This is a genomic window from Paenibacillus sp. KS-LC4 (assembly GCF_036894955.1).
GTDB lineage: Bacteria > Bacillota > Bacilli > Paenibacillales > Paenibacillaceae > Pristimantibacillus.
The window spans coordinates 1,749,025-1,771,618 of record NZ_CP145905.1; the positions used below are offsets into that span (position 1 = coordinate 1,749,025).

Below are 22,594 nucleotides of genomic sequence, written 5' to 3' on the forward strand. Positions count from 1 at the left end.
GAAATAGGAAGCGCGAGCAAATCCCCACTAATGTAAGGTGGGGGCTTACTCGCGCTTTTTTAATCAGAGAGCTATACGATTATTCAGAAGCATCTTTGCATTAAAGAGTGGAAACCCGGCGCAGGAAATTATTATGCGCAAAGCCCCGTACCTGCTCCTCAGAGTAATGCTTAAGCAGCTCATTGATCAGATTTTGGCTATGTGCGGCGTTTTCGAGATTTTTCACGTAAGCGTTGATGCCGTCAAAATCGGAGCCAAGGCCAACCTGATTGACACCGCCAATAGCGCAGTAATGGTCAATATGCTTGATTAAATCGGGAATTGTCGTAATGACTCCCGACTCGGGCTTAATAAACTCGGGATAGTAGACAACATGGACGGTTGCATTTTTGGCAAACAGCGCTTGCGCCTGCTCATCAGACAAGCCTCTTGGATGATCGAACACTGCCTTTGCATTCGAGTGGCTGGCAATTAAATAATCAGCCGTTTCCACGACGTCCCAGAAGCTCTGCTCATTCAAATGGCTGACATCGGTCAAAATCTGGTGCTCATTGTGGAACTGTACCATTTTGCGGCCGAGGGAGGAAAGTCCCGCCCCGCGAGGCTCCAGCACCCCATCAGCAGCCAGGTTGGCAAAATTCCAGGTCAGGCCGACCGACAGCACGCCAAGGCGGTGAAAAATATTCAGCTTATGCAAATCGTTGCCGACCGGATCGACGCCTTCAAGCGTGAGAAAAGCGCCAATTTCGTGCTCTGCCAGCTTGCCGATATCCTTCCATTCCTTGATGTGCTTGATGTCCGGGTTTTTCCCTAATACTTCCTCGTAAAAATAATGCACCTGATCAAGCGCCGATTGAAACTTCTCTTGATCAGACAGGTTCGGCATGACAAAAATGGCGAAGCCTTGTACTTTGACGCCTCCTGCGAGCAGGCGCTGCTTGTTCGTCTCAAGCTCAGGCGCATCGTTGAAGGAAAGGCTGCCCTTCTTATCTGCCAGCTTCATCAAAGCATCGCAATGCAAATCAATAATGTTCATCGGCGCTTACCCCTTATCTGTCCTTATTTACCGTAATATTGTTTATTTCCGCCTCGGGATCAAAGTCAATATGGCTCGGCACATTGATAATGAGCATGCCGCCAAAAATCGTTTCCCAATTGCCGCCGCTGTCGGCGACCCGGTTTTTGAAAGCGGCAAGCTCCTCGGACGAAGCGACGTCCTGGCTGAGCAGCCACGAATACCTTCTTAAGCGGGATTTGCGAACCGTCTCTTTATAAAAATAAATGTTGCCTTGCTGCTCCAGCTTGACAATATCACCGAATGATACCATTTCCGTAAATAATGGATTTTCTTCAATGCGGTAGCGCTGATCGTCAATCGGCGTTACCTTGAGCATTTCAATCTCCTGCCCCGAGGAATGAAAGGAAATGCCAAGCTCAACAGATGGATTCATAATAGGCACCTTCTTCGTTAAAATAAGCTTAAGTCAAATGTTCGTGACAACGTTTCGAGCAAATGCACGCCTGCAATGCTATTGCCCTTGCGGTGCAGGGATGGCCCGACGACGCCGATGCCGTAGCGACCTGGAACGATCGCGAGAATACCGCCGGATACGCCGCTTTTTGCTGGCAAGCCCACTTGAATCGCAAATTCTCCCGAGGCATTATACATGCCGCATGTAATCATAAACGTTTTGGCGATTTGCACGTAACGGCGTGGTATCAGCTCAGCGCCAGTGACGGGATCGGTTCCATTATGCGCCATAACGAGCGCCATGCGAGCCAGATCCGCGCAGGTGACGCTGATTGAGCAGTGCCGGAAATACACGTCGAGCACTTCCTCGACTTCCCCCTGCAGCACCTGCTTATCCTTCAGAAAATAAGCCATCGACCGATTCAAGTTTGCCGTTTTGGCTTCTGAGAGATATACCTCGTTATCATAATCCAGCGCACTATTGCCTGAGAGCTTGCGGAAAAAATCGAGCACGCGAGCTGATTTCTCCTCCCTGCCGCTCCCGGCAATCAGCGAAGAAATCGCAATCGCTCCAGCATTGATCAGCGGATTAAAGGGGATACCGGGCTGCACAAGCTCCAGCTTGAGCATGGAGTTGAAGCTGTCCCCGGTCGGCTCCATGCCAACCTTGGCGAAAACCGCCTCCTCGCCATTATCCATTAACGCAAGGATAAGCGTAAAAACTTTGGAAATGCTTTGCATAGTAAAGGATATGCCGCAATCTCCTGCAGATGCTACTTGACCTTCCGCACCTACAATATGAATGCCCAAGGCGTCCTTGGGGGATTTTGCAAGCTCAGGTATGTAGGAGGCCACTTTGCCATGAAGAGCCTGCTGGCGGGAGATTTCTACCCACTCGGGCAGCAGGGTTTGCATATGTTTGAGCTCGCTATTTGTCAATTCGTTTCCTCCTGCTTGCCAGTTTGGCATGAATGGCTCTATTATAATACATTTTGGTAGTGAAGCGCATTAGGCTTACAAAGGTTGAACATGATCGAAGAAGGGGGGAATGTTGTAAAATCATCCATTATATTCACATTGTATCCTGTTTTTCTGCTGGCAGTGAATTTATAATCAGAAGCGTATCCCATAGTTAGTGATAGAAAAGGTATGGTGAAGGGATCGGCAGTCCCCCCATCTTCAACGCTGCTGATGCTTCTTCACCATAGACTGAAAAGCTTATCTTGCTAGGGAACGGTTGTTGAAACACAATTATGTAAGCGGATACAATTTGAGGTGCGCCAGTCGGAGTCAAATCCGCCAAACGATTAAAGGAAGAGGGAATGTTGAACATGAAAAAAAGACTCAAGCTGCTCGTTTTCGCTATGATGATTATCGCCCTTATTACGGTACAGCTGCCGCTTCAGCAGGCCGAGGCAGCTCCTGCCTTTGCGAAAGGAACGGATATTAGCTGGGTTCCCGGTCTTGAGGCGCAAGGCTACACCTGGAAGGACAAAAACGGCACGACCAAGGATATCATTCAAATTTTGAAAAATGATTATCAAATTAATTCGGTCCGCATTCGCGTATTCGTAAATCCCTCGAGCAATTATGCAAACGGTTACTTAGATATGAATCGGGCAGCTGCTCTGGCACAGCGGGCGAAAAATGCAGGCATGAGCATTATGCTGACGCTGCACTACAGTGATTCATGGGCCGATCCCGGTCAGCAGACAAAGCCTGCTGCTTGGAGTAATTACACGTTCCAGCAGCTGATGGACGCGGTATGGAATCATACCCGGGCGGTTATGACGGCGATGCAGGCGAAGGGTGTGACGCCGGACTGGGTACAGATCGGCAATGAAACGAATAACGGCATGCTGTGGAATGACGGCAAAGCGACGGTCAGTATGAAAAACTACGCGTGGCTCGTCAATACCGGGAATAATGCGGTAAAATCAATTTCTTCCGGTACGAAGACGATCGTTCATCTGGCAGGCGGCAATGATAATGCTTTATTCGTTTGGAATATCGGTGGGCTGATCAGCAATGGCGCCACCTTTGATATTATCGGCATGTCGCTGTATCCATCGGCTTCGGATTGGTCGGCCAAGGTCGACCAAACGATTAGCAATGCCAATGATATGATTGCCCGCTATGGCAAGCCGGTTATCATTTCTGAAATCGGTCTTGAATATAACCAGCCAGCTGCTACGAAGAGCTTCGTTGCTGCGATTAAGACGAAGGTTCGCAATATTGCTGGCGGTAAGGGGCTAGGCGTCTTTTATTGGGAGCCAGAGGCGCCTCCGGGCTACAATGGCGGTTATAACAAAGGTGCTTGGCAGGCGGACGGCAAGCCGACGATTGCATTGGAAGGCTTCTTAAACTAGCAAGCAAGCTCGTAACTAGCCCAGCTATTCATTCCCCTGTTATTTCACATATAATAGATAGCAGGACGAATCTATTTGGAGAAACGGGGGAGTTTGTAGGTGGAAGCTGTAAATAGCAAACCTTTTACCATTGATGTGGAATCAAATCTGACGCTGCGTGGAGATGTTCGAGTGTCGGGCGAACCGGGAAAGAAGCCAGTTGTTATCGTTTGCCATGGCTTCAAAGGGTTTAAGGATTGGGGCTTTATACCCTATGTCTGCGAGCAGCTTGCAACGCTTGGCTTTGCTGTCATCTCCTTTAATTTCAGCTGCAATGGCGTAGCGGAAACAGACTTTGACGAGCTGGATAAATTTGCTGTTAATACCTATTCTCGTGAACAGCTGGATATTGATATAATTATCGCGCAACTGCTTGAAGCGAAGCTTCCTTTCGCGGAGGAACTGGATACGAAACGGATTTCTTTGCTGGGACATAGCCGTGGGGGCGGAAATAGTATTTTGGCTGCTGCGAGACACCCGCAGCTTCAAGCAGTTGTAACATGGAATGGCATAGCGGACGTGAATCTCTTTACGGAGGCGTTTCGGCAGGAGGTGCTGAGCCGCGGCGTCGGTTATGTGCCCAATATGCGCACACAGCAGCAAATGCCGATATCGCCTCTGTTTTTCGAAGATTTGGAGCGCCATGCAGAAGCATTTGATATTAAAAAGGTGCTAGGCTCACTCGCGGTTCCTGCGCTCTTGATACAGGGGGATCAAGATTCAGAGCGACTGGTTTCAGGCTATGAACAAATGCGTGAGGCTGCGCCGCAGCATACGTTCGTTTCACTAACGGGAGCAGACCACACCTTTGGAGCAAAGCATCCCTTTGCCGTCACAACTGTGAAATTGGAGGAAGCGCTTCGGCTGACGGTGCTTTTTCTAAATGAGCGCCTAAAGAAGGGGGAGTGCCAGATGGATCAAAAATCTCCGAATGTGCAGTGGCAGTCGTATGAGCTTGGCGAATTGCCGCAATCTGGCCAAATGGCCTATTCCGGCAGCATTGTATGGTTAACAGGGCTTCCTGCATCAGGAAAGTCTTCTATCGCTGCCTCGCTTCATAGACAGCTTCAAGCAAGCGGTGTGCGAACGGTGGTACTGGACGGCGATAATTTACGGCATGGACTTAACCGCGATCTTGGCTTTAGCGCAGAGGATCGCCGCGAAAATGTGCGCCGTACGGCGGAGGTGGCTAGGCTATTTGCTAGCAATGGAAGCATTGCCATAGCGGCGCTCGTCTCACCGCTGGAGGCGGATCGAGCATTGGCGCGAGCGATTGCAGCTCCACTGCCCTATGTGGAGGTGTATGTAAATTGCCCGCTTGTGATATGCGAGCAGCGTGATCCGAAGGGACTTTACAGCAAGGCAAGGCGGGGAGAAATTCCGCTGTTCACGGGCATATCTGCACCTTACGAGGAGCCGCTTGTACCAGACCTGGAGCTGTTTTCCGACAAAGGAAACGCGGATACTGCGGCTGAGGCCGTTATCCGCTGCTTGCAGCAGCGCGGTATTTTGACCGAGCGAGTTTAGCAAAACAACCGTGCAGCGTATTCTCTTGTGCTACGCTCTGTAAAATCATGCAAAAGAAGCTTCTTCTTCGGGAACAACCGAAGAGGAAGCTTTTTTTGTGAAGATATGTGCTTGGGCATCGACGTTGCTTGAGCCAGCAGTCTGCTGGATGAAGTCTAATGCATGTTTTTAAGCACCGCCTGCGGGCTTGGAGAAGAAGGCTTTAAGCGCCTTATACACTTCGCCTTTATCCTTAATTATCGAATACATAAATTTTTTATTGCTTATGTTTTTATATGCGGACATTAAGGTGCTGCTGCGATTATATTGATTCACCTCGCCATAGCCGAACAGATTGGCGCGTTCCAGCAGCTTGTCGATGAGCTTCACGCATTTTTCGTTATCGGACGTCAAATTATCGCCATCGGAAAAATGAAAGGGATAGATGTTCCAATTGGCCGACGGATATCGGCTGTCGATAATATCAAGCGCCTTCTGATAGGCAGAGGAGCAGATCGTGCCGCCGCTCTCGCCGCGAGTGAAAAATTCCTCTTCAGTTACTTCCTTCGCTTCGGTATGATGCGCTACGAATACCATCTCAACATGCTGATATTTCCGGCGTAGAAAGCGAGTCATCCAGAAGAAGAAGCTTCTGGCACAATATTTTTCAAAAGAGCCCATGGAGCCTGAAGTGTCCATGAGAGCCAGTACGACGGCATTGGATTGGGGCTTGACGATTTCATTCCACGTTTTAAAACGCAAATCATCCGGCGAGATGCCGCCAATGCCTGAGCGTCCTTCATTGGCATTGCGCTTCAAATTTTGAATGAGCGTCCGTTTTTTGTCGATGTTGGACATGATGCCTTTTTTGCGAATATCGTGAAAGACGACCTCGGTTGTTTCCATAACATCCTTCTGCTTTTGCTCCAGATTAGGAAGCTCAAGCTCCTCGAAGAGCATATCCTCCAACTGGTCAATGCTGATTTCCGCCTCTACATAGTCCTCGCCCGGCTGATCGCCCGCACCCTGTCCTTTGCCTGGCCCTTTGGCGGCCCCAGGATCAACGCCGAGCACATCTCCTACCTGTGAATCGCCATCGCCTTGTCCAACATGCTGCTTCTTGTTGTAGTTATAGACGAAATGAGATTCGTCAATGCTTTTAATCGGTATTTTCACCGTCTGCTTGCCATCGGATAATACAATGCTTTCATCGGTCACAATATCGGGAAGATTTTGCCGAACGGCTTCTCTTACTTTTTCCTGATGCCGGGCTTGATCTTCGTAACCTTTGCGATGCAAGGTCCAATCCTCGCGCGACACGATAAATAACGGTTCTGCCACGAGCGTCACACTCCCATCTTTCATCAATAAGGTCTGGAAAGGACGGCGATAGCCGTTTCACCTTGTTATTCAATATATTCACATCCCGAGCGGATATGTGAGTCAAAAGCGATCTAATTCTAGCTAATTAATCGCATGAATCTCGGTTTTTTTAACAAAGAACTCTGTTTTTTGAGTAGTAATATGTCGGAACACAGTCTAATATCGAAAATGAAAGCGATTCCAATTATGGTTTTATAATCCAATAGCGCTTTCAATTGTGGGTGTTAATCAAATATGATGTGCGAAAAGGAGCTGAATAAGAAGAGATGAACGTTAAAAAAGTGATTCGCAAAACAATAATGCTCTCTGTTGCTGCTTTGTTGGTTATTCCTGCTTTTGTTATGGAGCCGAAGGTCAGTGCTGCCGCCCCAAGACAGATGGAGGCTTTAACGAGAGGAGTCGTCGCTGTAAAAGTAAGCGGAGGCGTATTTGTCAGCTGGCGGCTGCTCGGCGGCGAGGCTGCTAATACAGGCTTTAACGTGTATCGCAACGGGACGAAGGTAAACAGCAGTGTTATTACGACGAGTACAAATCTTCTGGATGCTGGGGGCAGCAACTCCTCTACCTATTATGTCCGTGCCGTAATTAATGGTGTTGAGCGTCCAGCCTCCAATTCGGTAACCGTATGGGCGAACAACTATAAAGATATTCCGCTGGACAAGCCTGCTGGCGGGACAACACCGAGCGGCGAAAGCTACACCTATAGCGCAAATGACGCAAGCGTAGCTGACCTTGACGGAGATGGGGAATACGAAATCGTCCTCAAGTGGGACCCGTCTAACTCCAAGGATAACTCCCAATCAGGTTATACCGGCAATGTTATTTTTGATGCTTACAAAATGAACGGACAAAAGCTGTGGCGCATTAATATGGGCAAAAATATTCGTGCAGGCGCCCATTATTCGCAATTTCTCGTCTATGACTTTAATGGCGACGGAAAAGGAGAGGTGGTCATTAAAACAGCGGACGGCACCGTAGATGGAACAGGACAGGTAATCGGCAGCTCGACTGCCGACTATCGTAATTCTTCGGGCTATGTGCTGTCAGGCCCCGAATATTTGACTGTGTTCTCTGGGCAGACGGGAGCTGCTCTTGCAACGACCAATTACGTTCCGGCAAGAGGCACCGTATCAAGCTGGGGAGATAATTATGGGAACCGTGTTGACCGCTTTCTAGCTGGCGTTGCTTATCTGGATGGCACAAGACCGAGCATCGTGATGTCGCGCGGCTATTATACGAGAACGGTTATTGCTGCCTTTGACTTCCGTAATGGGTCGTTGACGAGCCGTTGGACGTTTGATACGAACAGCTCCGGCAACTCTGCTTATGCGGGGCAAGGCAATCACAGCCTTAGTGTGGCGGATGTTGATAATGACGGCAAGGATGAAATTATTTTTGGAGCGATGACCGTTGATGATAATGGCCAGAGGCTATACAACACGAATATGGGGCATGGCGATGCGATGCATGTCAGTGATTTGAACCCGAATCGTAATGGTTTTGAGGTATTCAAGGTAAACGAGGACACGAGCAAGCCTTATGGTGCCCAAGTCCATGATGCGGCTACTGGTCAAATTTTGTGGGGTGTCCATACGGGCGCGGATACGGGACGCGGCATGGCGGCCGACATCGATCCTCGTTACCCGGGAGCTGAGGTTTGGGCAGGAAGTGGTGTAGGGCTGAGGACGATTACGGGACAGCTTATTTCCAGCACGCCTCCATCCTCGCAAAATTTCGGCATTTGGTGGGACGGAGACCTGCTGCGCGAGCTGCTTGACCACGCATGGTCAGGAAGCGCTGGAGTTGGCGTCGGCAAAATTGAAAAATGGAATTACAATACCGGTGCAGTCAGCCGTCTGTTAACGGCAACAGGAACTTACTCCAACAATACGACAAAAGGCAATCCTAGCTTGCAGGCTGATCTGATTGGCGATTGGCGCGAGGAAGTGCTGTGGCGTACGGAGGACAGCACTAAGCTGCGCTTGTATACAACCACAGATGTTACGACATATCGTCTCTACACGCTGATGCATGATGCCGTATACCGTTTAGGTGTGGCGTGGCAAAATGTTGCCTACAACCAGCCGCCGCATACGAGCTATTTCCTTGGAAATGGCATGAGCACGCCTCCTGCGCCAAGCATGTACACGACTCTGCCACAAGCCTCGTTTACGGAGGTAGGCACGGCCAATGCTTTGATCGCTGAGGAAACTCCTTTGGAAGAAGGAGTGACTGCCACTGATCAGGAGCTAGCCCCGCAAACGGATTCGGAAACAGGACCTGAAACAGAACCTGAAACAGAACTTGGAACAGAGCCTGAAACAGAACTTGGAACATGACACCAGACAGAGCTGGTAACGTCCGCCGTTTCTGAACAATAGCCAGACAGCAGTGTGCCAACCGGCCAGATTAATCCAAATGCGGCAGCTCAAGAGGCTTCAGGTTCAGCGCAAAACGCAGAACGCAAAACGCTAAGCGCAAAACGCAAAACGCAGAACGCAGAACGCAGAACGCAGAACGCAGAACGCAGAACGCAGAACGCAGAACGCAGAACGCAGAACGCAGAACGCAGAACGCAGAACGCAGAACGCAAAACGCAGAACGCAGAACGCAAAACGCTAAGCGCAGACATGGACAAGCCGCTCCTATTTTGTAGAGCTAGGGTTCTTATCCCCTCAGCTCAGAAACGCAAAAAGAGGAACAGGCGCATCTATAGTATCTATTCATGTAGCTACAACTATCAGGCTTGGGCAGACTGTTCCTATTTTTTTAAGCTTGAGGTCTTATCCCCTTAGCTCAGAAACATCGAGATATGTGTCTGTCCAAGATATTTTTCAAAATAACAGCTTAAAGAGAAGTGAAAATACAGAAGTACAGGACTATGGAACTGAATGACTAAGGGGCTAAAGGCGTAAAAATCTAAAGTGATAAGGGTCTAAAGGACTACAAAAGTGCAGAAGTGCAGAAGTACAGAGGTAACAAAGTAAATACGACAGCAATCAAAAAGCTAGGTTAAGAAGCAAAGCCGTTGGTAGGGGAGCCGGATTGAGGCGCTGCCAGCAAACGAGAAGGATGGACGAAAGCAGCTTAATCGACGTGGAAGCTTAGACGATGCTATTTTTGAAGGCTTCCGGAGTTTGATTGGGGGAAGACCCTCGGTTAATCAAGGCTTCAGCTTATGTTCATTTGGTACGGTTTAATCACTCAAAGGTATTTGAGTATCGAAATTACAGTTATACGATTTTTGCATGAATGAGAACTCGCTGTACTCATAACATTCGAATCGCAACAGCACTAGCTAAAGCAACAGCAATGGGCTGTAATGCCTTTTATGCTTAGAGGAATGGGGAATGTTGGTTAGCTGTTTGGATGGTGTGATCTGGCATATTGCCGGATTAGGTCATTCAAACGGCTTTTCTGAGCTAAGGGGATAAGGTGCAAAAGGCGAAGAAAATGCAGCGGCCCAACGCAAGCCAAACTAAACCAAGCCCAACAAAGCTATTGTTGAAAAATAAATCGGCCAACCGTGACAGCAGGCCAGCGCCAGACCGCGAAAAATGCAGCCGCGCTGCTGTATGCTTGTCGTTCTATATGCCGTCTACGATTCTACGTGCTCGAAGGCCCGCCTTATAAAGCAATACCTCCTCGTCTATGGAAAGCTTGGCTCTCCAATAAACATCCTCTTGCGTCATCCGCGCCTCCGCAGGCAGCATTTTATGCTCCAGCCACTCCATCAGCCTGCAATCATCGTTAAAATTTGAACGTTTTGAATTAGAGTTCTCATCTTTGTCCCCTCCTTGGTATACTTAGGAGGATAAACGTTGACGCTGCGTTAAAGTCAAGGGCAAGAAAGGGTGTTTCGCCAATATGAAATGGTTCCATACCGCAGACTGGCATCTAGGCAAGCTGGTTCAAGGTGTTTATATGACAGAAGACCAGCGTTATGTGCTGGAGCAATTGATTGACGATATTGAACGCGAACGTCCAGATGCCGTCATTATTGCCGGTGATTTATATGATCGGGCCATTCCACCTATTGAGGCAGTAGAGCTGCTCGATGAGGTGTTGCAGCATATCGTTATTAAGCTTGAAACGCCAGTGCTGGCTGTGGCTGGCAATCACGACAGTCCGGATCGAATTGATTTTGGCACAGCGATGATGGCAAGCCGAGGGCTGCATATTGCCGGAAGAATGAAGCGGGAGCAGAAGCCGGTTGTGCTCCGCGATGAGCATGGCGAGGTGCATTTTCACCTCGTGCCTTATGCGGACCCTGCACATGTGCGTTATGCGCTCGACGATGAGAGCATTCGCACGCATGACGATGCGATGAAAGCTTTGACAGAGCGGCTGCAAGCTCAGCTTGATCCTGCTGCGCGACATGTTTTTATCGGCCATGCTTTTGTTACGGCAACCGGAGAGGCGGAGCCGAATACGAGCGATTCGGAGCGTCCGCTGGCGATTGGCGGGGCGGAGCATGTGCGTGCCAGTTATTTTTCGCCCTTTCATTATACGGCGCTTGGCCACCTGCATCAGGCGCATTATGTTAGCGACGATAATATTAGATATGCGGGCTCTCCGCTTAAATATTCGGTTTCCGAGGAGCATCACGCCAAAGGCTATTATGTAGTAGAAATGGAAGACAAAGGCGCAGTAACGGTAGAAAAGCGGCCATTCCAGCCGCTGCGCGATTTGCGCCGCGTTTCCGGAACGATTGAAGAAATTGAACAGCATGCGAAAAGCGAGGATTATGTATTTGTTACGCTGCTGAATGAAAATCCAGTGCTGTTTCCGATGGAGAAGGTGCGTGCCATCTATCCAAATGCGCTGCATGTCGAGCGCAGGCCGGAGGCGGGACTGCTCGCAGATGCGGAGGCTTCTGCTGATCGAGAAATAGAGGCGGTTCGCCGCCGAGAGGCTGATCCGGTAGCGTTATTCGCTTCCTTTTATCAGGAGGTTAAGGGCAGTCCGCTCAGTGAAAGTAAAAAGCAGCGTTTCGCCGATGTCTTCGGGAAGCTTCTGCATGAGGAGGGAGGGGGCGCATGAGACCGCTCAAGTTAACGATGAACGCCTTCGGTCCATACCGGGATGCGGAAACGATTGATTTTGCTCAGCTGGACGAGCATCGGCTGTTCGTTATTTCCGGCAGCACAGGGGCGGGCAAAACCTCGATTTTTGATGCGATTTGCTTCGCGCTTTATGGCGCGGCCAGCGGGGAGGATCGCTCGGAGGCACGCATGCTGCGGAGTCATTTTGCCGGGGATGATACGCATACGTCGGTTGAATTTCATTTTGCAGTTGCGCAGCGGGAATATCAGGTTTTTCGTCAGCTTCCGCATCGTAAAGGCTCGAACAAAAGCGAGACGGGCGGCAAGGCAGAGCTATATGAGCTTGTAGATGGACAAGCTGTGCCGCTTGTCGACCGTTTTCAAGTTCGTGACGTCGATGCAAAGCTGGAGTCGATCATAGGCCTTACGAAGGAGCAGTTTAATCAAATCGTGATGCTGCCGCAAGGAGAGTTTCGCAAGCTGCTCACCTCGGATACGGATAATAAAGAAGAGATTTTGCGGCGAATTTTTCGTACGGAGCTGTATGAGAAGCTGGAGCTTAAGTTTCAGCAGCAAAACCGCGAGCTGAATGAAACGCTTAAGGAAGCACGGCTGCGCAATGACATGTATATGAAGCAATCGGGCGATGCGCTTCCTCATCGCGAGGGAAGCTTAATGGCAGCGACGCTGAGCCAGGAGGTGTATAATGCGGCGCAGTTGCTTGCCAGCTTGGAGCAGGAGGCAGCTTATTATAGCGAGCTAGTGCAGCAAGGCGATATGCAGCGGCAGCAAATGGACGAGCAGCTGCTTGCACATGAAGAGAGGCTGCGCGCCGCGCTGGCGCTGAACGCGCGGTTTGAAGAGCTTGCGGGGGAGCGAAGCAAGCTTGCGCAGCTTGAGCTGGGCCGCGCCGCGCAGGAAGCGAAGGGGCGCGAGCTGCAATTGGCTGAGCGGGCTGCGCTGCTCACGCCTTATGAGGAGCAAGCGAGCCGCGCCGGCAAGGATGCGGAGGCGAAGCAGCAGATCAGCGCGGCGAAGCAGCAGGAGGCAGAGACTGCGAAGCAGGCGCATGCCGCGGCGTCGCAGCGGCATGCTAGCGAGGAGCAGCGTGAGCCAGAGCGGCGGGAGGCGGAGCGTGAGCTGAACCGGCTGGAGGAGCTGGCGCCAGTGGTGCAGCAGATGGGGGAGCAGCGGCAGGTCGTGACGGAGCTAAGGGCAAGGGCGAAGCAGGCCCAGATGCAGCTGGAACGGGAAGAGGCAGCTATTGCGGCCGAGAAGGCAGCGAAGCAGCAAGGTGCTGCGCGGCTGAAGCTCATGGAGAGCGACGGCCAGCAGCTGCAAGCGAAGCAAGAACAGCTCAGGCGCGTTGAGCAGCAAGGCAAATACGTCTCCAAGCTAATCAAGCTGGAGCAGGAGCTGGCTGAGTTCAAGCGGTTGGAAGCGAGCCAGGATCAGGCGCTCTCCACCATTCGTGCCCGGCACGATCAGCTGGAGCAGCAATGGATTGAAGGCCAGGCAGGCTTGCTCGCCGCTCATTTGCATGACGGGAAGCCTTGTCCAGTATGCGGCAGTGTCGAGCATCCCGGCAAAATACAAGCGGCTGCCGATGTGCCTTCACGAGAGCAGCTTGCCGAGGCAAAGGAGCAGCTTGCTGTCTGCGAGCGTGAGCTGAATGCGTCAAGGCTGCAAGTAGCGGCGGCCCGTTCCAGCTGGGAAAGCAGCGCCGCCGAGCTTGCGGAATACGGCGCCTCTGCTGAGCATCTCGCTATGCAGCAAGCTGACCTACGCACGCAATGGAAGCAGCTGAAGGAAGAGACGGAACGGCTGCAGCAGCAAAGCGAAGAAATGCGCGTGCTTAAAGAGCAGACGGAAAAACGGGAAGCGGAGCTTGAGCGGCTTATTCAGGTAAAAGAGCAGCGGCAAGCAGCGCATCAGCAAGTACAAATTGAGCTTGGTGCGAAGGAGTCGCTGCTCGCCAGAGAGCTGGAACGCATACCCGAATCGCTTCGCGAGCCCGAACAATTGCAGCAGGCGCTCGCTGCCCAGCAGATGAAAGTTCGTCAGGATGCAGATGCCTGGCAGACTGCTGTCAAGCAGCTGCAGCAAGCCCAGCTTAGGTTGGCGGAGGCTTCCGTCCATGCCTTGCAGGCTAGCGAACAATATGAAGAAGCACAGCGAAACAGGGAGGAAGCTGAGAAGAGGCTGCTGAGCGAGCTGAAGGCTGCGGCATTCGATTCATTGGAGGCTTATCGCGCCGCCGTGAAAACGCCGCAGGAGCGGCAAGCGCTCAAGGAGCAACTGGACGCTTATAAATCTGCGGTTCAGGCGCTGACGAGCCGCGTAACAGATATGCAGCTGGAGCTTGCTGGAAAGCAGCCTACGGATATGCAGGAGCTGCATGCAGCGGGCGCCGAGCTTAAGCAGCAGTTGGGGACGATTGTCGCTGCACTGCAAACCGCTGCGCGTTATGGAGAAGAGGCCGTTCGGCTGATTCGCCAGCTCACAGCGACGAGCGAGCGTGTGAAGCAGCTCGAGGCGGAGCTGGAGCAGGTGCTCGACATTTATCAAATGCTTAAAGGAGACAATGCGCTTAAAATTTCCTTTGAACGTTATATATTGATTGAGTTTTTGGAGCAAATTTTGCAGGCGGCAAATGTGCGTCTGCAGCGGCTTTCAGGCGGGCAGTTTATGCTGCAGCGCAGCGATCGTTTGGAGGTCAGAGGGAAGCAAAGCGGTCTAGGCCTAGACGTGTATGATGCGTATACAGGACAAAATCGCGATGTGAAAACGATGTCCGGCGGGGAAAAATTTAATGCGTCTCTCTGCCTTGCTTTAGGAATGACCGATGTGATACAGGCGCATCAAGGCGGAATTTCCATTGAGATGATGTTTATTGACGAAGGGTTTGGCTCCCTGGATGAGGAGGCGCTGAACAAGGCGATTGAGGCTTTGGTTGATTTGCAGCGCGCCGGCCGCATGATTGGCGTCATTTCACATGTGCAGGAGCTCAAGCAGGCTTTTCCCGCTTGCCTTGAAGTTCATAAGACAAAGGAAGGCTACAGCCGCACGGCTGTAACGGTTCGTTAATAGAAAAAGGCAGGAAACAACGCGAACGCTGCTTCCTGCCTAGCTTTCTGAATATTAGTAGCCGGATAATGCGCTTGCTCCAGCAGAGATTACAGCAATGGAAAAAATAAAAAAGACGACAGTGCCCATTACGCCAAGTCCGTTCAGAATAATTCCGATAACCGCAAAAACCTTGCGGCGCTGCTTGGAGCATGCGCCAATAATACCAAGAATAAGGCCGACAAACGTAATGCCGACGCTGACGACAACCGCTACAATTGATGCCATAAAGGAGCCGACGCCTCCCCTAAACATGTCCTCAAGGTAGGAGGGATCTTCAAGCAGGTACTCATTTCCTGTAGAAATGTAACTGCCAATGGCCGTGAAAAACAGGATGATGCTAATAACGCCTATAAAAATAGAAGCAATGGCCATAATGAAGGAAGCAATGCCAAGGCCTGAATGCTTTAGCGGCTGGCTCGGCTGATAAGGTGTAGGATCGGAAAAGCCTGTTGATGGTGCAGATCCGTAAGGATTATAATCCGGTGTCTGAGTCTGGTCGTTATCCGATTTTGTAAATGAAATCGGTGTGGAATGGTTTTTATTATCTTCCATTAAGGTGTTCTCCTCCAGTTATATGTAAGTCGTATTAACACACAATTACAGTAAATTATACTCAATCCTGAAAGGAATGAAAACGGATGTTCCAAAAATATTTTACAATCGGTGCGATTGGTGCCGCTATTGCCGTAGGATTAGGGGCCTTTGGCGCTCATACTTTAAAGGAAATATTACCAGCTGATTTGCTCGCTATTTTTGAAACGGGTGTGCGTTATCATATGTATCATTCGCTTGGCCTAATGCTGGTCGCTCTGCTTGCGGATCGCTTGGGCGAGAGCAAATGGCTGCTTTCCGGAGCAAGGCTGCTGCTTGCGGGCATCGTTATTTTCAGCGGCAGTCTCTACATCCTTGCAATAAGTGATATTCGCGTGCTGGGAGCTATTACACCAATTGGCGGCGTAGCTTTTCTTGCTGGCTGGGTTTGCGTCATCGTTGCGACACTAAAGTCTCGAAAAAAAGCCGTTTGATTTGCATAAAATTTCTATGCCGAAACGGCGGTTTCGATTATAATAAGTCTAACCTTATTGGATTCGAACGTAGGAAGGAAGGTAGTGCGTGACGAAACGAGTGTTTGGTCGGCCTGATAGACCGCCACGTGACGCGCTTACACAATGGTTGTCCAAGTTGTGGAATCCGTGGCTGCAAGGCAGCTTGCTGCTCATTATCGTAGGAGTATGGGGGGCAGCGATGATTGTACCAGCAATACCTTCGCTTTTTATTTGGCTGGCTTCTTGTTTGACTGTGGTATTTGTTATAGGAAGCTTCGTCCTGATGGTCAGGCAGACCAAGACTTCAAATCCGCGTAGCTATCATAAACCAATGGGTGAGGCGCTGCTTCGCTCGGAAGCGGTCCCGCTGGCTATAATCGACCCGCAAGGCGTTATAATCGAGCTGAATGAAGGCACAGAGCGTGCTTTTGGCTATGAACGCGTGGAATTAATGGGAAATTGGCTGGCCTCTTTCGTAGATGCAGGCAGCCGCGATGCCTTACATACGATGCTGGAGCATTCACTTACCGGTTGTTCAAAGCAGGGAAACATTCATATTATACATCGGTCAGGCTATCCGCTTGAGCTGCATCTCGTATGCTCCCCAATGGTGCAGAATGAGAAGGTCATCGGAACGCTTGTGGTAAGCCATGACTTAAGTGATCGCAAGCGCAATGTGGAGCGAATTCGTTATATGGCCTACTACGATGATAGAACAGGATTGCCGAATCGAACGCTTTTTCAAAGGAGTTTGAATGAAAGCCTTGCTTTTGCCCACGATCATAACCAGCTTGTAGGGCTGTGTTACATGGACTTGGACCGCTTTAAGCTCGTCAACACCTCCTTCGGCCGCGAATTTGGCGATATGCTGCTTATGCAGGTGGCAGAGCGCTTTACAAGCGTTATGAACGAGCAGGATTTTGCCGCCAGGATGGAAGGCGATGAGTTCGCTCTGCTATTTAAAAATTTGGAGTCGGAGGAGCAGCTTCTAAGTCGTGCCCGCACGGTGCTAAAGGCGATTGAAGAGCCTTTCGAGCTTAAAGGCTTTCCGATTCAAATTACAGCAAGCATAGGTGCGGTCACGAGCCGTCTGGTCGAGGATGACGGTTATGTGCTGCTTAATAAAGCGGATATGGCATTAATGAAGGTGAAGCAGAATGGCAGAAACGATGCGCTGCTGTATTCCGAAAGCTGGAGCAATTATTCATTTGAGCATTTGTCGATGCAGCATGAAATGTATCGTGCCATTCAGCGCAAGGAGTTCATTTTATACTATCAGCCGCAATATGATATGATTTCTGGCGGTATGATCGGCGTCGAGGCGCTGGTGCGCTGGAAGCATCCGATTCGAGGAATGATCCCTCCGGGCGATTTTATTCCTTTGGCTGAGGAAAGCGGCATGATCGTGCAAATTGGCGATTGGGTGCTGGAAGAGGCTTGCCGCCAAAATAAATACTGGCAGGAATCAGGCTTGCCGCCTATGCCGGTTTCGGTTAACCTCTCCATTAGGCAGTTTGTTCAGCATGATTTGGCGAGCAAGGTGGCAGACGTTTTGGCCCGTACCGGTCTTGAATCGCAATATTTGGATTTAGAAATTACAGAGTCGATGACGATGGATGTGAACCATGTGTCGCGCTGCCTGCTGGATTTGACGGCGCTTGGCGTTGGCATAAGCATCGACGATTTTGGCACAGGCTACAGCTCTTTTCATTATTTGAAAAATTTCCCGATCGACCGGCTCAAAATTGACCGTTCCTTCGTCCGTGACATTCAGCAGGACCCAAGCGATGCGGAAATTGTAGCAGCTATTATTGCTATGGCACATAATCTTAATATTCAGGTCATTGCAGAGGGCGTGGAGACGCAGGAGCAAATTGAATTTTTACGCAAGCATAACTGCGACGAAATGCAGGGGTATTTCTGGAGTGCGCCAGTCCCAAGCGACAATATAGAGCAAATGCTGGGCGGCGATTACATGTAGAAAAAAGGTCTGTTTGAATGACTGGGAATGCACCCGGCTCATTCAAACGGACCTTTTCAATTTGTGCAGCTTCATAAATCAGGTCGTATAATCTTCTATTTCATTAAGCTTGAAGGTGTAGACTTGCTTCTCATCTACGTGGTAGACCGTAATCATGCTCGTTGCATCATCCACATTTAAAATTCGGCATGGAATGCTGAGCGTAATGCCAAGCCCCTTGTTTACAATAAGACGAATGAGAGTGTTGCTTTTCATAAATCTGCGAATGTCTGCAAATCCGTCATAAGGATCGGAGAGTGAAGGCTCAACAACCTTAGGCTTAGCGGCCTTAACAGATGGTACGTCTTTTTCTTTGACGGACTGTGGAGACTTGCTATTAGCGGAAGATTTATTGCTTTGCGCTTGTTTTTCATTTTGCGCAGGCGCTTTCTTATCGATTTGCATAGGAACCTGAACAGCAGCATCAGCTTTGCGTTGATCAATAACTTGTCCCAGATGAACACCTGATAAAATTCGATAATCCACAAATCCGCCAGCATTTAAGGCATGAATGACCTGCTCCAAGGCAGCAGCGTTGCTAACGTTCTCTACTAGCAATTCTACCTGGAGTACGTATGACTGTTTTTGTGTATTTTCCATCTGCTCTATAGTTCCTCCGACCTAATGTTAATTTTTGCATAACTACTATACCATTAATCAGATTGGATATATAGTGCTAAATTTTGTTAATCGTCCAATTCGGTAAAAACTTTTTTGCATATAATGCTTTGGCAGCTTTGGCAGCTAATTGATGGCAAAGGAGGTGAGCATATAATGATGCGAATGGTTCCTGCCACACTGCAAAATGGGCTGACCGTGATAGGTATTGAGGTAAAGCTTCCTAAGACGACATTGCTTGCTTGGACGACGGATAAAGGATATATCATGTGCGGTGCGCTTGATGTTGGCTTACTGAATGAACGATTGCATGATCGTGGGATTATCGCTGGAAGAGCCGTTGGCGTACGCACATTAGAGGAGCTGCTTGTTGCACCTTTGGAATCGGTCACGACAACAGCGGAAGGTATGGGAATTCATGTTGGAATGAAAGGAACAGATGCTCTTACCTTAATGGCATAATTTAAAAGAGCCTGTATCCTTATCTTTTGAAAAAATGGGATATAGGCTCTTGATTTTTATTTATTGGTTAAAAAGCTTTTTGAGATTGACATCATAAGGAGCTTGGACGATGCCTTTCTCCGTAATAATAGCTGTGACAAATTCATTCGGTGTAATATCGAAGGCTGGGTTGTAAACTTTCACCCCTTGCGGTGCTGTGCGTTTGCCAAACCCTTCGGTAATTTCCTCGGCGCTGCGCTCCTCAATCGGAATTTCTGCGCCAGTCGGCGTATTAAGGTCAATCGTGGACAATGGGCATGCTACATATACGGGAATGCCATGAGCCTTGGCAAGGACGGCAACGCTATAGGTGCCGATTTTGTTGGCGACATCTCCATTAGCGGCTACGCGGTCCGTACCAACAATGACAGCCTGAATCCAGCCTTTGGACATGACCATGCCTGCCATATTATCACAAATCAAAGTGACATCGACGCCAGCCTGCTGCAGCTCAAAGGCGGTTAGTCTAGCGCCTTGCAGTACAGGACGAGTCTCATCAGCGAATACACGCAGCGATATGCCGCGCTCAAGCGCAAGATAGAACGGCGCCAGTGCTGTACCGTATTTAGCAGTTGCAAGTCCGCCAGCGTTGCAGTGTGTGAGCACCCCCATGCCATCTTCAAACAAAGTGAGCGCATGCTCGCCGATTAAACGGTTGGTTTCTTCATCTTCACTGTGAATGGCGAGCGCTTCATTTAGCAGAGCCTGCTTCACTTCTTCAAGTGATAAATCGGTTGCAGCAAGCTGCTCTGCACAGGCCTTCATACGATCAAGAGCCCAGAATAAGTTGACAGCGGTCGGCCGTGAGGTGGCCAAATATTCAGCCTGGTTCAGTGCCTCTTCAAGCCAGCGCTTAAGGGTCGTTTCATTTCGGCTGCCAAGCACGACGCCATATGCAGCCGAAATGCCGATTGCAGGGGCACCTCTCACCTTCAAATGGCGAATCGCTTCCCATACATCCTCCGAAGTAACAAGCGGCAAGTATACGATTTCTTCAGGCAAAAGCCGTTGATCCAGCAAATCCAGACGGTCTTCCGCCCAAATCAAGGATTGTAGTGGGGTATTCTGGCTAGTCATTTTGCAAATTCCTTTCTTCTCGAAACATAAGGATGTATTTTTAAGCGTGCTTTGCTGTTGCTGACAAAACAATATCAATGGCTTGCTCTATTGAAATCGCCTGGCGATTCAGGTGAATGAGCGAGGTGCCGATTTCCAGCGCTAAGCGCTGTGCTTTCTCGCGCTCCGCAGCATCCTCGATACGGTCGATATCCGCAACATGGGCAAGGCCTACAATGCGTCGTACCATTTTGCAGCCAGCGAAACCGATGGTGTCCTGAAGCAGCTTGTTCATATAATATTGTTTATAGCCTGGTGTGCTTGATGCTAGTCGATCTACGTTATGTTCATCCCACAAAGCGCCAAATTTGTTCTCAAATTTATTCCAAATCTCGCGAACACTGCCGAGCAGATAGCTGCGGAAATCGGCAAGCTCTCCCTCATTTTTGATCCAGTGAGCTTGTCCTGCATAATTGAGCAGCAGATTGGCAATAACCGCACCTATGTCAAAGCCAATAGGGCCATAATAAGCAAATTCAGGATCAATCACTTTCGTCGATTGTGCCGTCACAAATACGCTGCCAGTATGAAGATCGCCGTGGAGCAGCGCCTGTGCACTCGTCAAAAACTTGCTGCGCAAAATAGCGACCTCTAGATGAAGGGCATCATCCGTGCGAAGTGCTTCAGCGGCATCAGCGATCGCCGCTTCAAAGTTATTGTTTGGCGAATCCGTATACGGATCATCAAAAATCAAATCTTCGGTTATTTTGCACAAGTCCGGGTTAATAAATGCTTTGACGCGTTCTTTCTTATCCTGCTGGTTCATGCCTAAATCGGAAGTGAAAAAGAGTGTATTCGCCATAAAGGTGGAAATGTCCTCGGCGAATTTCGGATATTGGTTGCCGTCTATAAGGCCCTGGCGCATAATCACATGGTCGCTGAGATCCTCCATTACCGTAAGGGCAAGCTCTGCATCATATTGATAGACGGTTGGCACAAGTCCCGGAGCCAGCTCATTTTGCAAAATCAGCGCTTCGCTCTCAATACGCGCCCGGTCAAGCGTAAGCGGCCAAGATTCTCCGACAACCTTGGCGTAAGGGAGTGCTTGTTTGACAATCAGCCCTTTACCGCTGGCGGGATCGGTAATATGGAATACCAAATTCAAATTGCCATCGCCGATCTCACGGGACGCAAGCTCAGCCCCGGCAGGGAAAAAGTCAGATATAGAGCGGGAAAATTCAATTGCTTCTTGCTCGGTTAAAGGATGATAAGCAGACAGTTTGTCCACCTCCGACTGTATTTTTCAAAATATAAGCATTTCTATATGCTTAGTATATCGAATATTATTTCGACTTGGAATACCTACAAATGATAACAAATGATATAATGTTACGTAAAGTAGGCAAGGATTTTGTCCGTTAAACACGAATAGCCGTGAATGGCAACGAAGGGCTTGGCGGATTTGCTGGAGTGGAGGAATTGGCATGAGTAACAGCATGACGCGGGAGCCGGTCGCTCTGAAGGAGTGGGCCGTAACCGTTAACGCATTGCGTGATGGTGAGCTCATTATGGTTTTGCGCAAAGGCGGAATTGAAGAGGAAACACGTGATTTTCAATTGGTTAGCAAAGGCTTCTACTTAATGCCTGCCTATGAGCATCAGAAGGAGCATCTGCTTAAGGCGCCATATCAAGGCAGAATCGAAAGTATAATGGAAGGCTGGTCGCCTGATAGAGATAGCATAACGCTTGGCGCCTATGCGGAAGCCACTCATGATATCGAGATTAACGATCAGGAAACGCTTGACCGGCTGCGGGATTTTCATATTTGGACGGATAAATTTTCAGAAGAAAGGCTAAAATGGAAGCGGACGAAGCCGTTGCATTTGCTGCTGCTTCGCGTATACCGGCTTGCAGAGCCTGCTGAATTAGAAATGTTCCCTGCCTATACGGGCTGCAAATCTTGGGTAAAGCTTGAAAGGGATCTAACTCATGCTGCAATGGTTCCTGTATTATCCGATGAGGAATTTGCGTCGCAAGTTGCCCAAATTAAAGCCGCGCTTTGCTTAGAATAGAGATAAAGCCTTATTTATGGCGGTTTCTTGTACATTGAGCGCTCTTGGCGTTGCTTTATAACAAAACTTATAATAAAATGATTATTGAGAAGACACTGAGAATTATATTGAATCACATTATAATAGAAGTCTTTTTGATAATATAAGACTTTATAAGTGATCCTTATAAATACGCTTATATTTCTCGGACTGAAACGCGCCGGGCCGCCAGAAGACGGCTTTCGGCCGTTTCACCTTGAAATATAGGAAAGTACATGATTTCGTCATACTTTCTCTATATTTCTCGGATTGAAACGCGCCGCGCTGCCAGAGGACGGCTTTCGGCCGTTTCACCTTGTT

General features: G+C 49.4%; 18 protein-coding genes. 9 read left to right on the forward strand and 9 right to left on the reverse strand.

The genetic code is table 11. The features are described from left to right. Positions 1-100: 100 nt before the first annotated feature. From V5J77_RS07520 to glsA, 3 genes are read right to left on the reverse strand one after another with little or no spacing between them, the layout of a single operon-like run. A complete protein-coding gene (locus V5J77_RS07520; protein WP_338555159.1) occupies positions 101-1,036 on the reverse strand; it encodes a dipeptidase in 936 nt (311 codons plus the stop codon). A 13-nt stretch (positions 1,037-1,049) separates the two neighbouring features. Then, positions 1,050-1,451, reverse strand: coding sequence for a DUF4265 domain-containing protein (locus V5J77_RS07525; protein ID WP_338555160.1), 402 nt, complete (start codon positions 1,449-1,451; stop codon positions 1,050-1,052). A gap of 17 nt (positions 1,452-1,468) precedes the next feature. Further along, positions 1,469-2,386: a glutaminase A gene (gene glsA / locus V5J77_RS07530; protein WP_338556620.1), complete on the reverse strand. Its 918-nt coding sequence runs from the start codon at positions 2,384-2,386 to the stop codon at positions 1,469-1,471. Between the two features lie 416 nt (positions 2,387-2,802). On the opposite strand from glsA, the gene V5J77_RS07535 reads away from it, so the two are divergent. Together V5J77_RS07535 and cysC are read left to right on the forward strand one after the other, a co-directional pair. After that, complete coding sequence (locus V5J77_RS07535; RefSeq protein WP_338555161.1) at positions 2,803-3,840, forward strand: glycosyl hydrolase 53 family protein; 1,038 nt, start codon at positions 2,803-2,805, stop codon at positions 3,838-3,840. Positions 3,841-3,939: 99 nt separating this feature from the next. Next, positions 3,940-5,406, forward strand: coding sequence for an adenylyl-sulfate kinase (gene cysC, locus V5J77_RS07540; protein WP_338555162.1), 1,467 nt, complete (start codon positions 3,940-3,942; stop codon positions 5,404-5,406). Between the two features lie 168 nt (positions 5,407-5,574). On the opposite strand, the gene yhbH is transcribed toward cysC, so the two are convergent. Continuing rightward, the gene (yhbH, locus tag V5J77_RS07545) at positions 5,575-6,726 is read right to left on the reverse strand and encodes a sporulation protein YhbH (RefSeq protein ID WP_338555163.1); all 1,152 of its coding nucleotides are present in this window, start codon (positions 6,724-6,726) and stop codon (positions 5,575-5,577) included. Between the two features lie 341 nt (positions 6,727-7,067). Here yhbH and V5J77_RS07550 point away from each other — a divergent pair, with 341 nt between their 5' ends. Next, entirely contained in the window at positions 7,068-9,107 is a 2,040-nt protein-coding gene (locus V5J77_RS07550; protein ID WP_338556622.1) for a rhamnogalacturonan lyase, read from the forward strand. Between the two features lie 1,248 nt (positions 9,108-10,355). Here V5J77_RS07550 and V5J77_RS07555 read toward each other — a convergent pair. Continuing rightward, entirely contained in the window at positions 10,356-10,502 is a 147-nt protein-coding gene (locus V5J77_RS07555) for a hypothetical protein (protein ID WP_338555164.1), read from the reverse strand. Positions 10,503-10,635: 133 nt separating this feature from the next. On the opposite strand from V5J77_RS07555, the gene V5J77_RS07560 reads away from it, so the two are divergent. Both V5J77_RS07560 and V5J77_RS07565 read left to right on the forward strand, forming a co-directional pair. Further along, complete coding sequence (locus V5J77_RS07560; protein WP_338555165.1) at positions 10,636-11,811, forward strand: exonuclease SbcCD subunit D; 1,176 nt, start codon at positions 10,636-10,638, stop codon at positions 11,809-11,811. Continuing rightward, positions 11,808-14,900 (forward strand): SMC family ATPase, encoded by a 3,093-nt coding sequence (locus tag V5J77_RS07565; RefSeq protein WP_338555166.1) that lies wholly within the window; start codon positions 11,808-11,810, stop codon positions 14,898-14,900. Before V5J77_RS07560 ends, V5J77_RS07565 begins: the two co-directional genes overlap by 4 nt. A gap of 54 nt (positions 14,901-14,954) precedes the next feature. On the opposite strand, the gene V5J77_RS07570 is transcribed toward V5J77_RS07565, so the two are convergent. Then, positions 14,955-15,494, reverse strand: a complete 540-nt coding sequence (locus V5J77_RS07570; RefSeq protein WP_338555167.1) for a hypothetical protein — start codon at positions 15,492-15,494, stop codon at positions 14,955-14,957. Positions 15,495-15,580: 86 nt separating this feature from the next. Between V5J77_RS07570 and V5J77_RS07575 the strand changes: the two genes are divergently transcribed. Together V5J77_RS07575 and V5J77_RS07580 are read left to right on the forward strand one after the other, a co-directional pair. Then, a complete protein-coding gene (locus V5J77_RS07575; protein WP_338555168.1) occupies positions 15,581-15,967 on the forward strand; it encodes a DUF423 domain-containing protein in 387 nt (128 codons plus the stop codon). Positions 15,968-16,055: 88 nt separating this feature from the next. Then, positions 16,056-17,969 carry a bifunctional diguanylate cyclase/phosphodiesterase gene (locus V5J77_RS07580; protein ID WP_338555169.1) on the forward strand — a complete coding sequence of 638 codons (1,914 nt, stop codon included), beginning with the start codon at positions 16,056-16,058 and terminating at the stop codon, positions 17,967-17,969. Between the two features lie 78 nt (positions 17,970-18,047). On the opposite strand, the gene V5J77_RS07585 is transcribed toward V5J77_RS07580, so the two are convergent. Continuing rightward, on the reverse strand, positions 18,048-18,608 hold the full coding sequence (locus V5J77_RS07585) for a hypothetical protein (protein WP_338555170.1): 561 nt from the start codon (positions 18,606-18,608) through the stop codon (positions 18,048-18,050). 174 nt (positions 18,609-18,782) lie between these two features. On the opposite strand from V5J77_RS07585, the gene V5J77_RS07590 reads away from it, so the two are divergent. Further along, positions 18,783-19,088 carry a DUF1805 domain-containing protein gene (locus V5J77_RS07590; RefSeq protein ID WP_338555171.1) on the forward strand — a complete coding sequence of 102 codons (306 nt, stop codon included), beginning with the start codon at positions 18,783-18,785 and terminating at the stop codon, positions 19,086-19,088. Positions 19,089-19,148: 60 nt separating this feature from the next. Here the strand turns inward: V5J77_RS07590 and mtnA are convergent, their stop codons facing one another. Both mtnA and mtnK read right to left on the reverse strand, forming a co-directional pair. Next, positions 19,149-20,204 (reverse strand): S-methyl-5-thioribose-1-phosphate isomerase, encoded by a 1,056-nt coding sequence (gene mtnA / locus V5J77_RS07595; protein ID WP_338555172.1) that lies wholly within the window; start codon positions 20,202-20,204, stop codon positions 19,149-19,151. Between the two features lie 40 nt (positions 20,205-20,244). Continuing rightward, entirely contained in the window at positions 20,245-21,462 is a 1,218-nt protein-coding gene (mtnK, locus tag V5J77_RS07600) for an S-methyl-5-thioribose kinase (protein WP_338556624.1), read from the reverse strand. A 205-nt stretch (positions 21,463-21,667) separates the two neighbouring features. On the opposite strand from mtnK, the gene V5J77_RS07605 reads away from it, so the two are divergent. Further along, the gene (locus V5J77_RS07605; RefSeq protein ID WP_338555173.1) at positions 21,668-22,255 is read left to right on the forward strand and encodes a DUF1802 family protein; all 588 of its coding nucleotides are present in this window, start codon (positions 21,668-21,670) and stop codon (positions 22,253-22,255) included. The last annotated feature ends 339 nt before the right edge of the window (positions 22,256-22,594 follow it).

Coding starts and splice junctions, on each gene's coding strand:
- V5J77_RS07520 (WP_338555159.1), bottom strand. CDS start 1,036: ATGAACATTATTGATTTGCATTGCGATGCTTTGATGAAGCTGGCAGAT.
- V5J77_RS07525 (WP_338555160.1), bottom strand. CDS start 1,451: ATGAATCCATCTGTTGAGCTTGGCATTTCCTTTCATTCCTCGGGGCAG.
- glsA (WP_338556620.1), bottom strand. CDS start 2,386: ATGCAAACCCTGCTGCCCGAGTGGGTAGAAATCTCCCGCCAGCAGGCT.
- V5J77_RS07535 (WP_338555161.1), top strand. CDS start 2,803: ATGAAAAAAAGACTCAAGCTGCTCGTTTTCGCTATGATGATTATCGCC.
- V5J77_RS07550 (WP_338556622.1), top strand. CDS start 7,068: ATGCTCTCTGTTGCTGCTTTGTTGGTTATTCCTGCTTTTGTTATGGAG.
- V5J77_RS07555 (WP_338555164.1), bottom strand. CDS start 10,502: ATGGAGTGGCTGGAGCATAAAATGCTGCCTGCGGAGGCGCGGATGACG.
- V5J77_RS07560 (WP_338555165.1), top strand. CDS start 10,636: ATGAAATGGTTCCATACCGCAGACTGGCATCTAGGCAAGCTGGTTCAA.
- V5J77_RS07565 (WP_338555166.1), top strand. CDS start 11,808: ATGAGACCGCTCAAGTTAACGATGAACGCCTTCGGTCCATACCGGGAT.
- V5J77_RS07570 (WP_338555167.1), bottom strand. CDS start 15,494: ATGGAAGATAATAAAAACCATTCCACACCGATTTCATTTACAAAATCG.
- V5J77_RS07575 (WP_338555168.1), top strand. CDS start 15,581: ATGTTCCAAAAATATTTTACAATCGGTGCGATTGGTGCCGCTATTGCC.
- V5J77_RS07585 (WP_338555170.1), bottom strand. CDS start 18,608: ATGGAAAATACACAAAAACAGTCATACGTACTCCAGGTAGAATTGCTA.
- V5J77_RS07590 (WP_338555171.1), top strand. CDS start 18,783: ATGATGCGAATGGTTCCTGCCACACTGCAAAATGGGCTGACCGTGATA.
- mtnA (WP_338555172.1), bottom strand. CDS start 20,204: ATGACTAGCCAGAATACCCCACTACAATCCTTGATTTGGGCGGAAGAC.
- V5J77_RS07605 (WP_338555173.1), top strand. CDS start 21,668: ATGAGTAACAGCATGACGCGGGAGCCGGTCGCTCTGAAGGAGTGGGCC.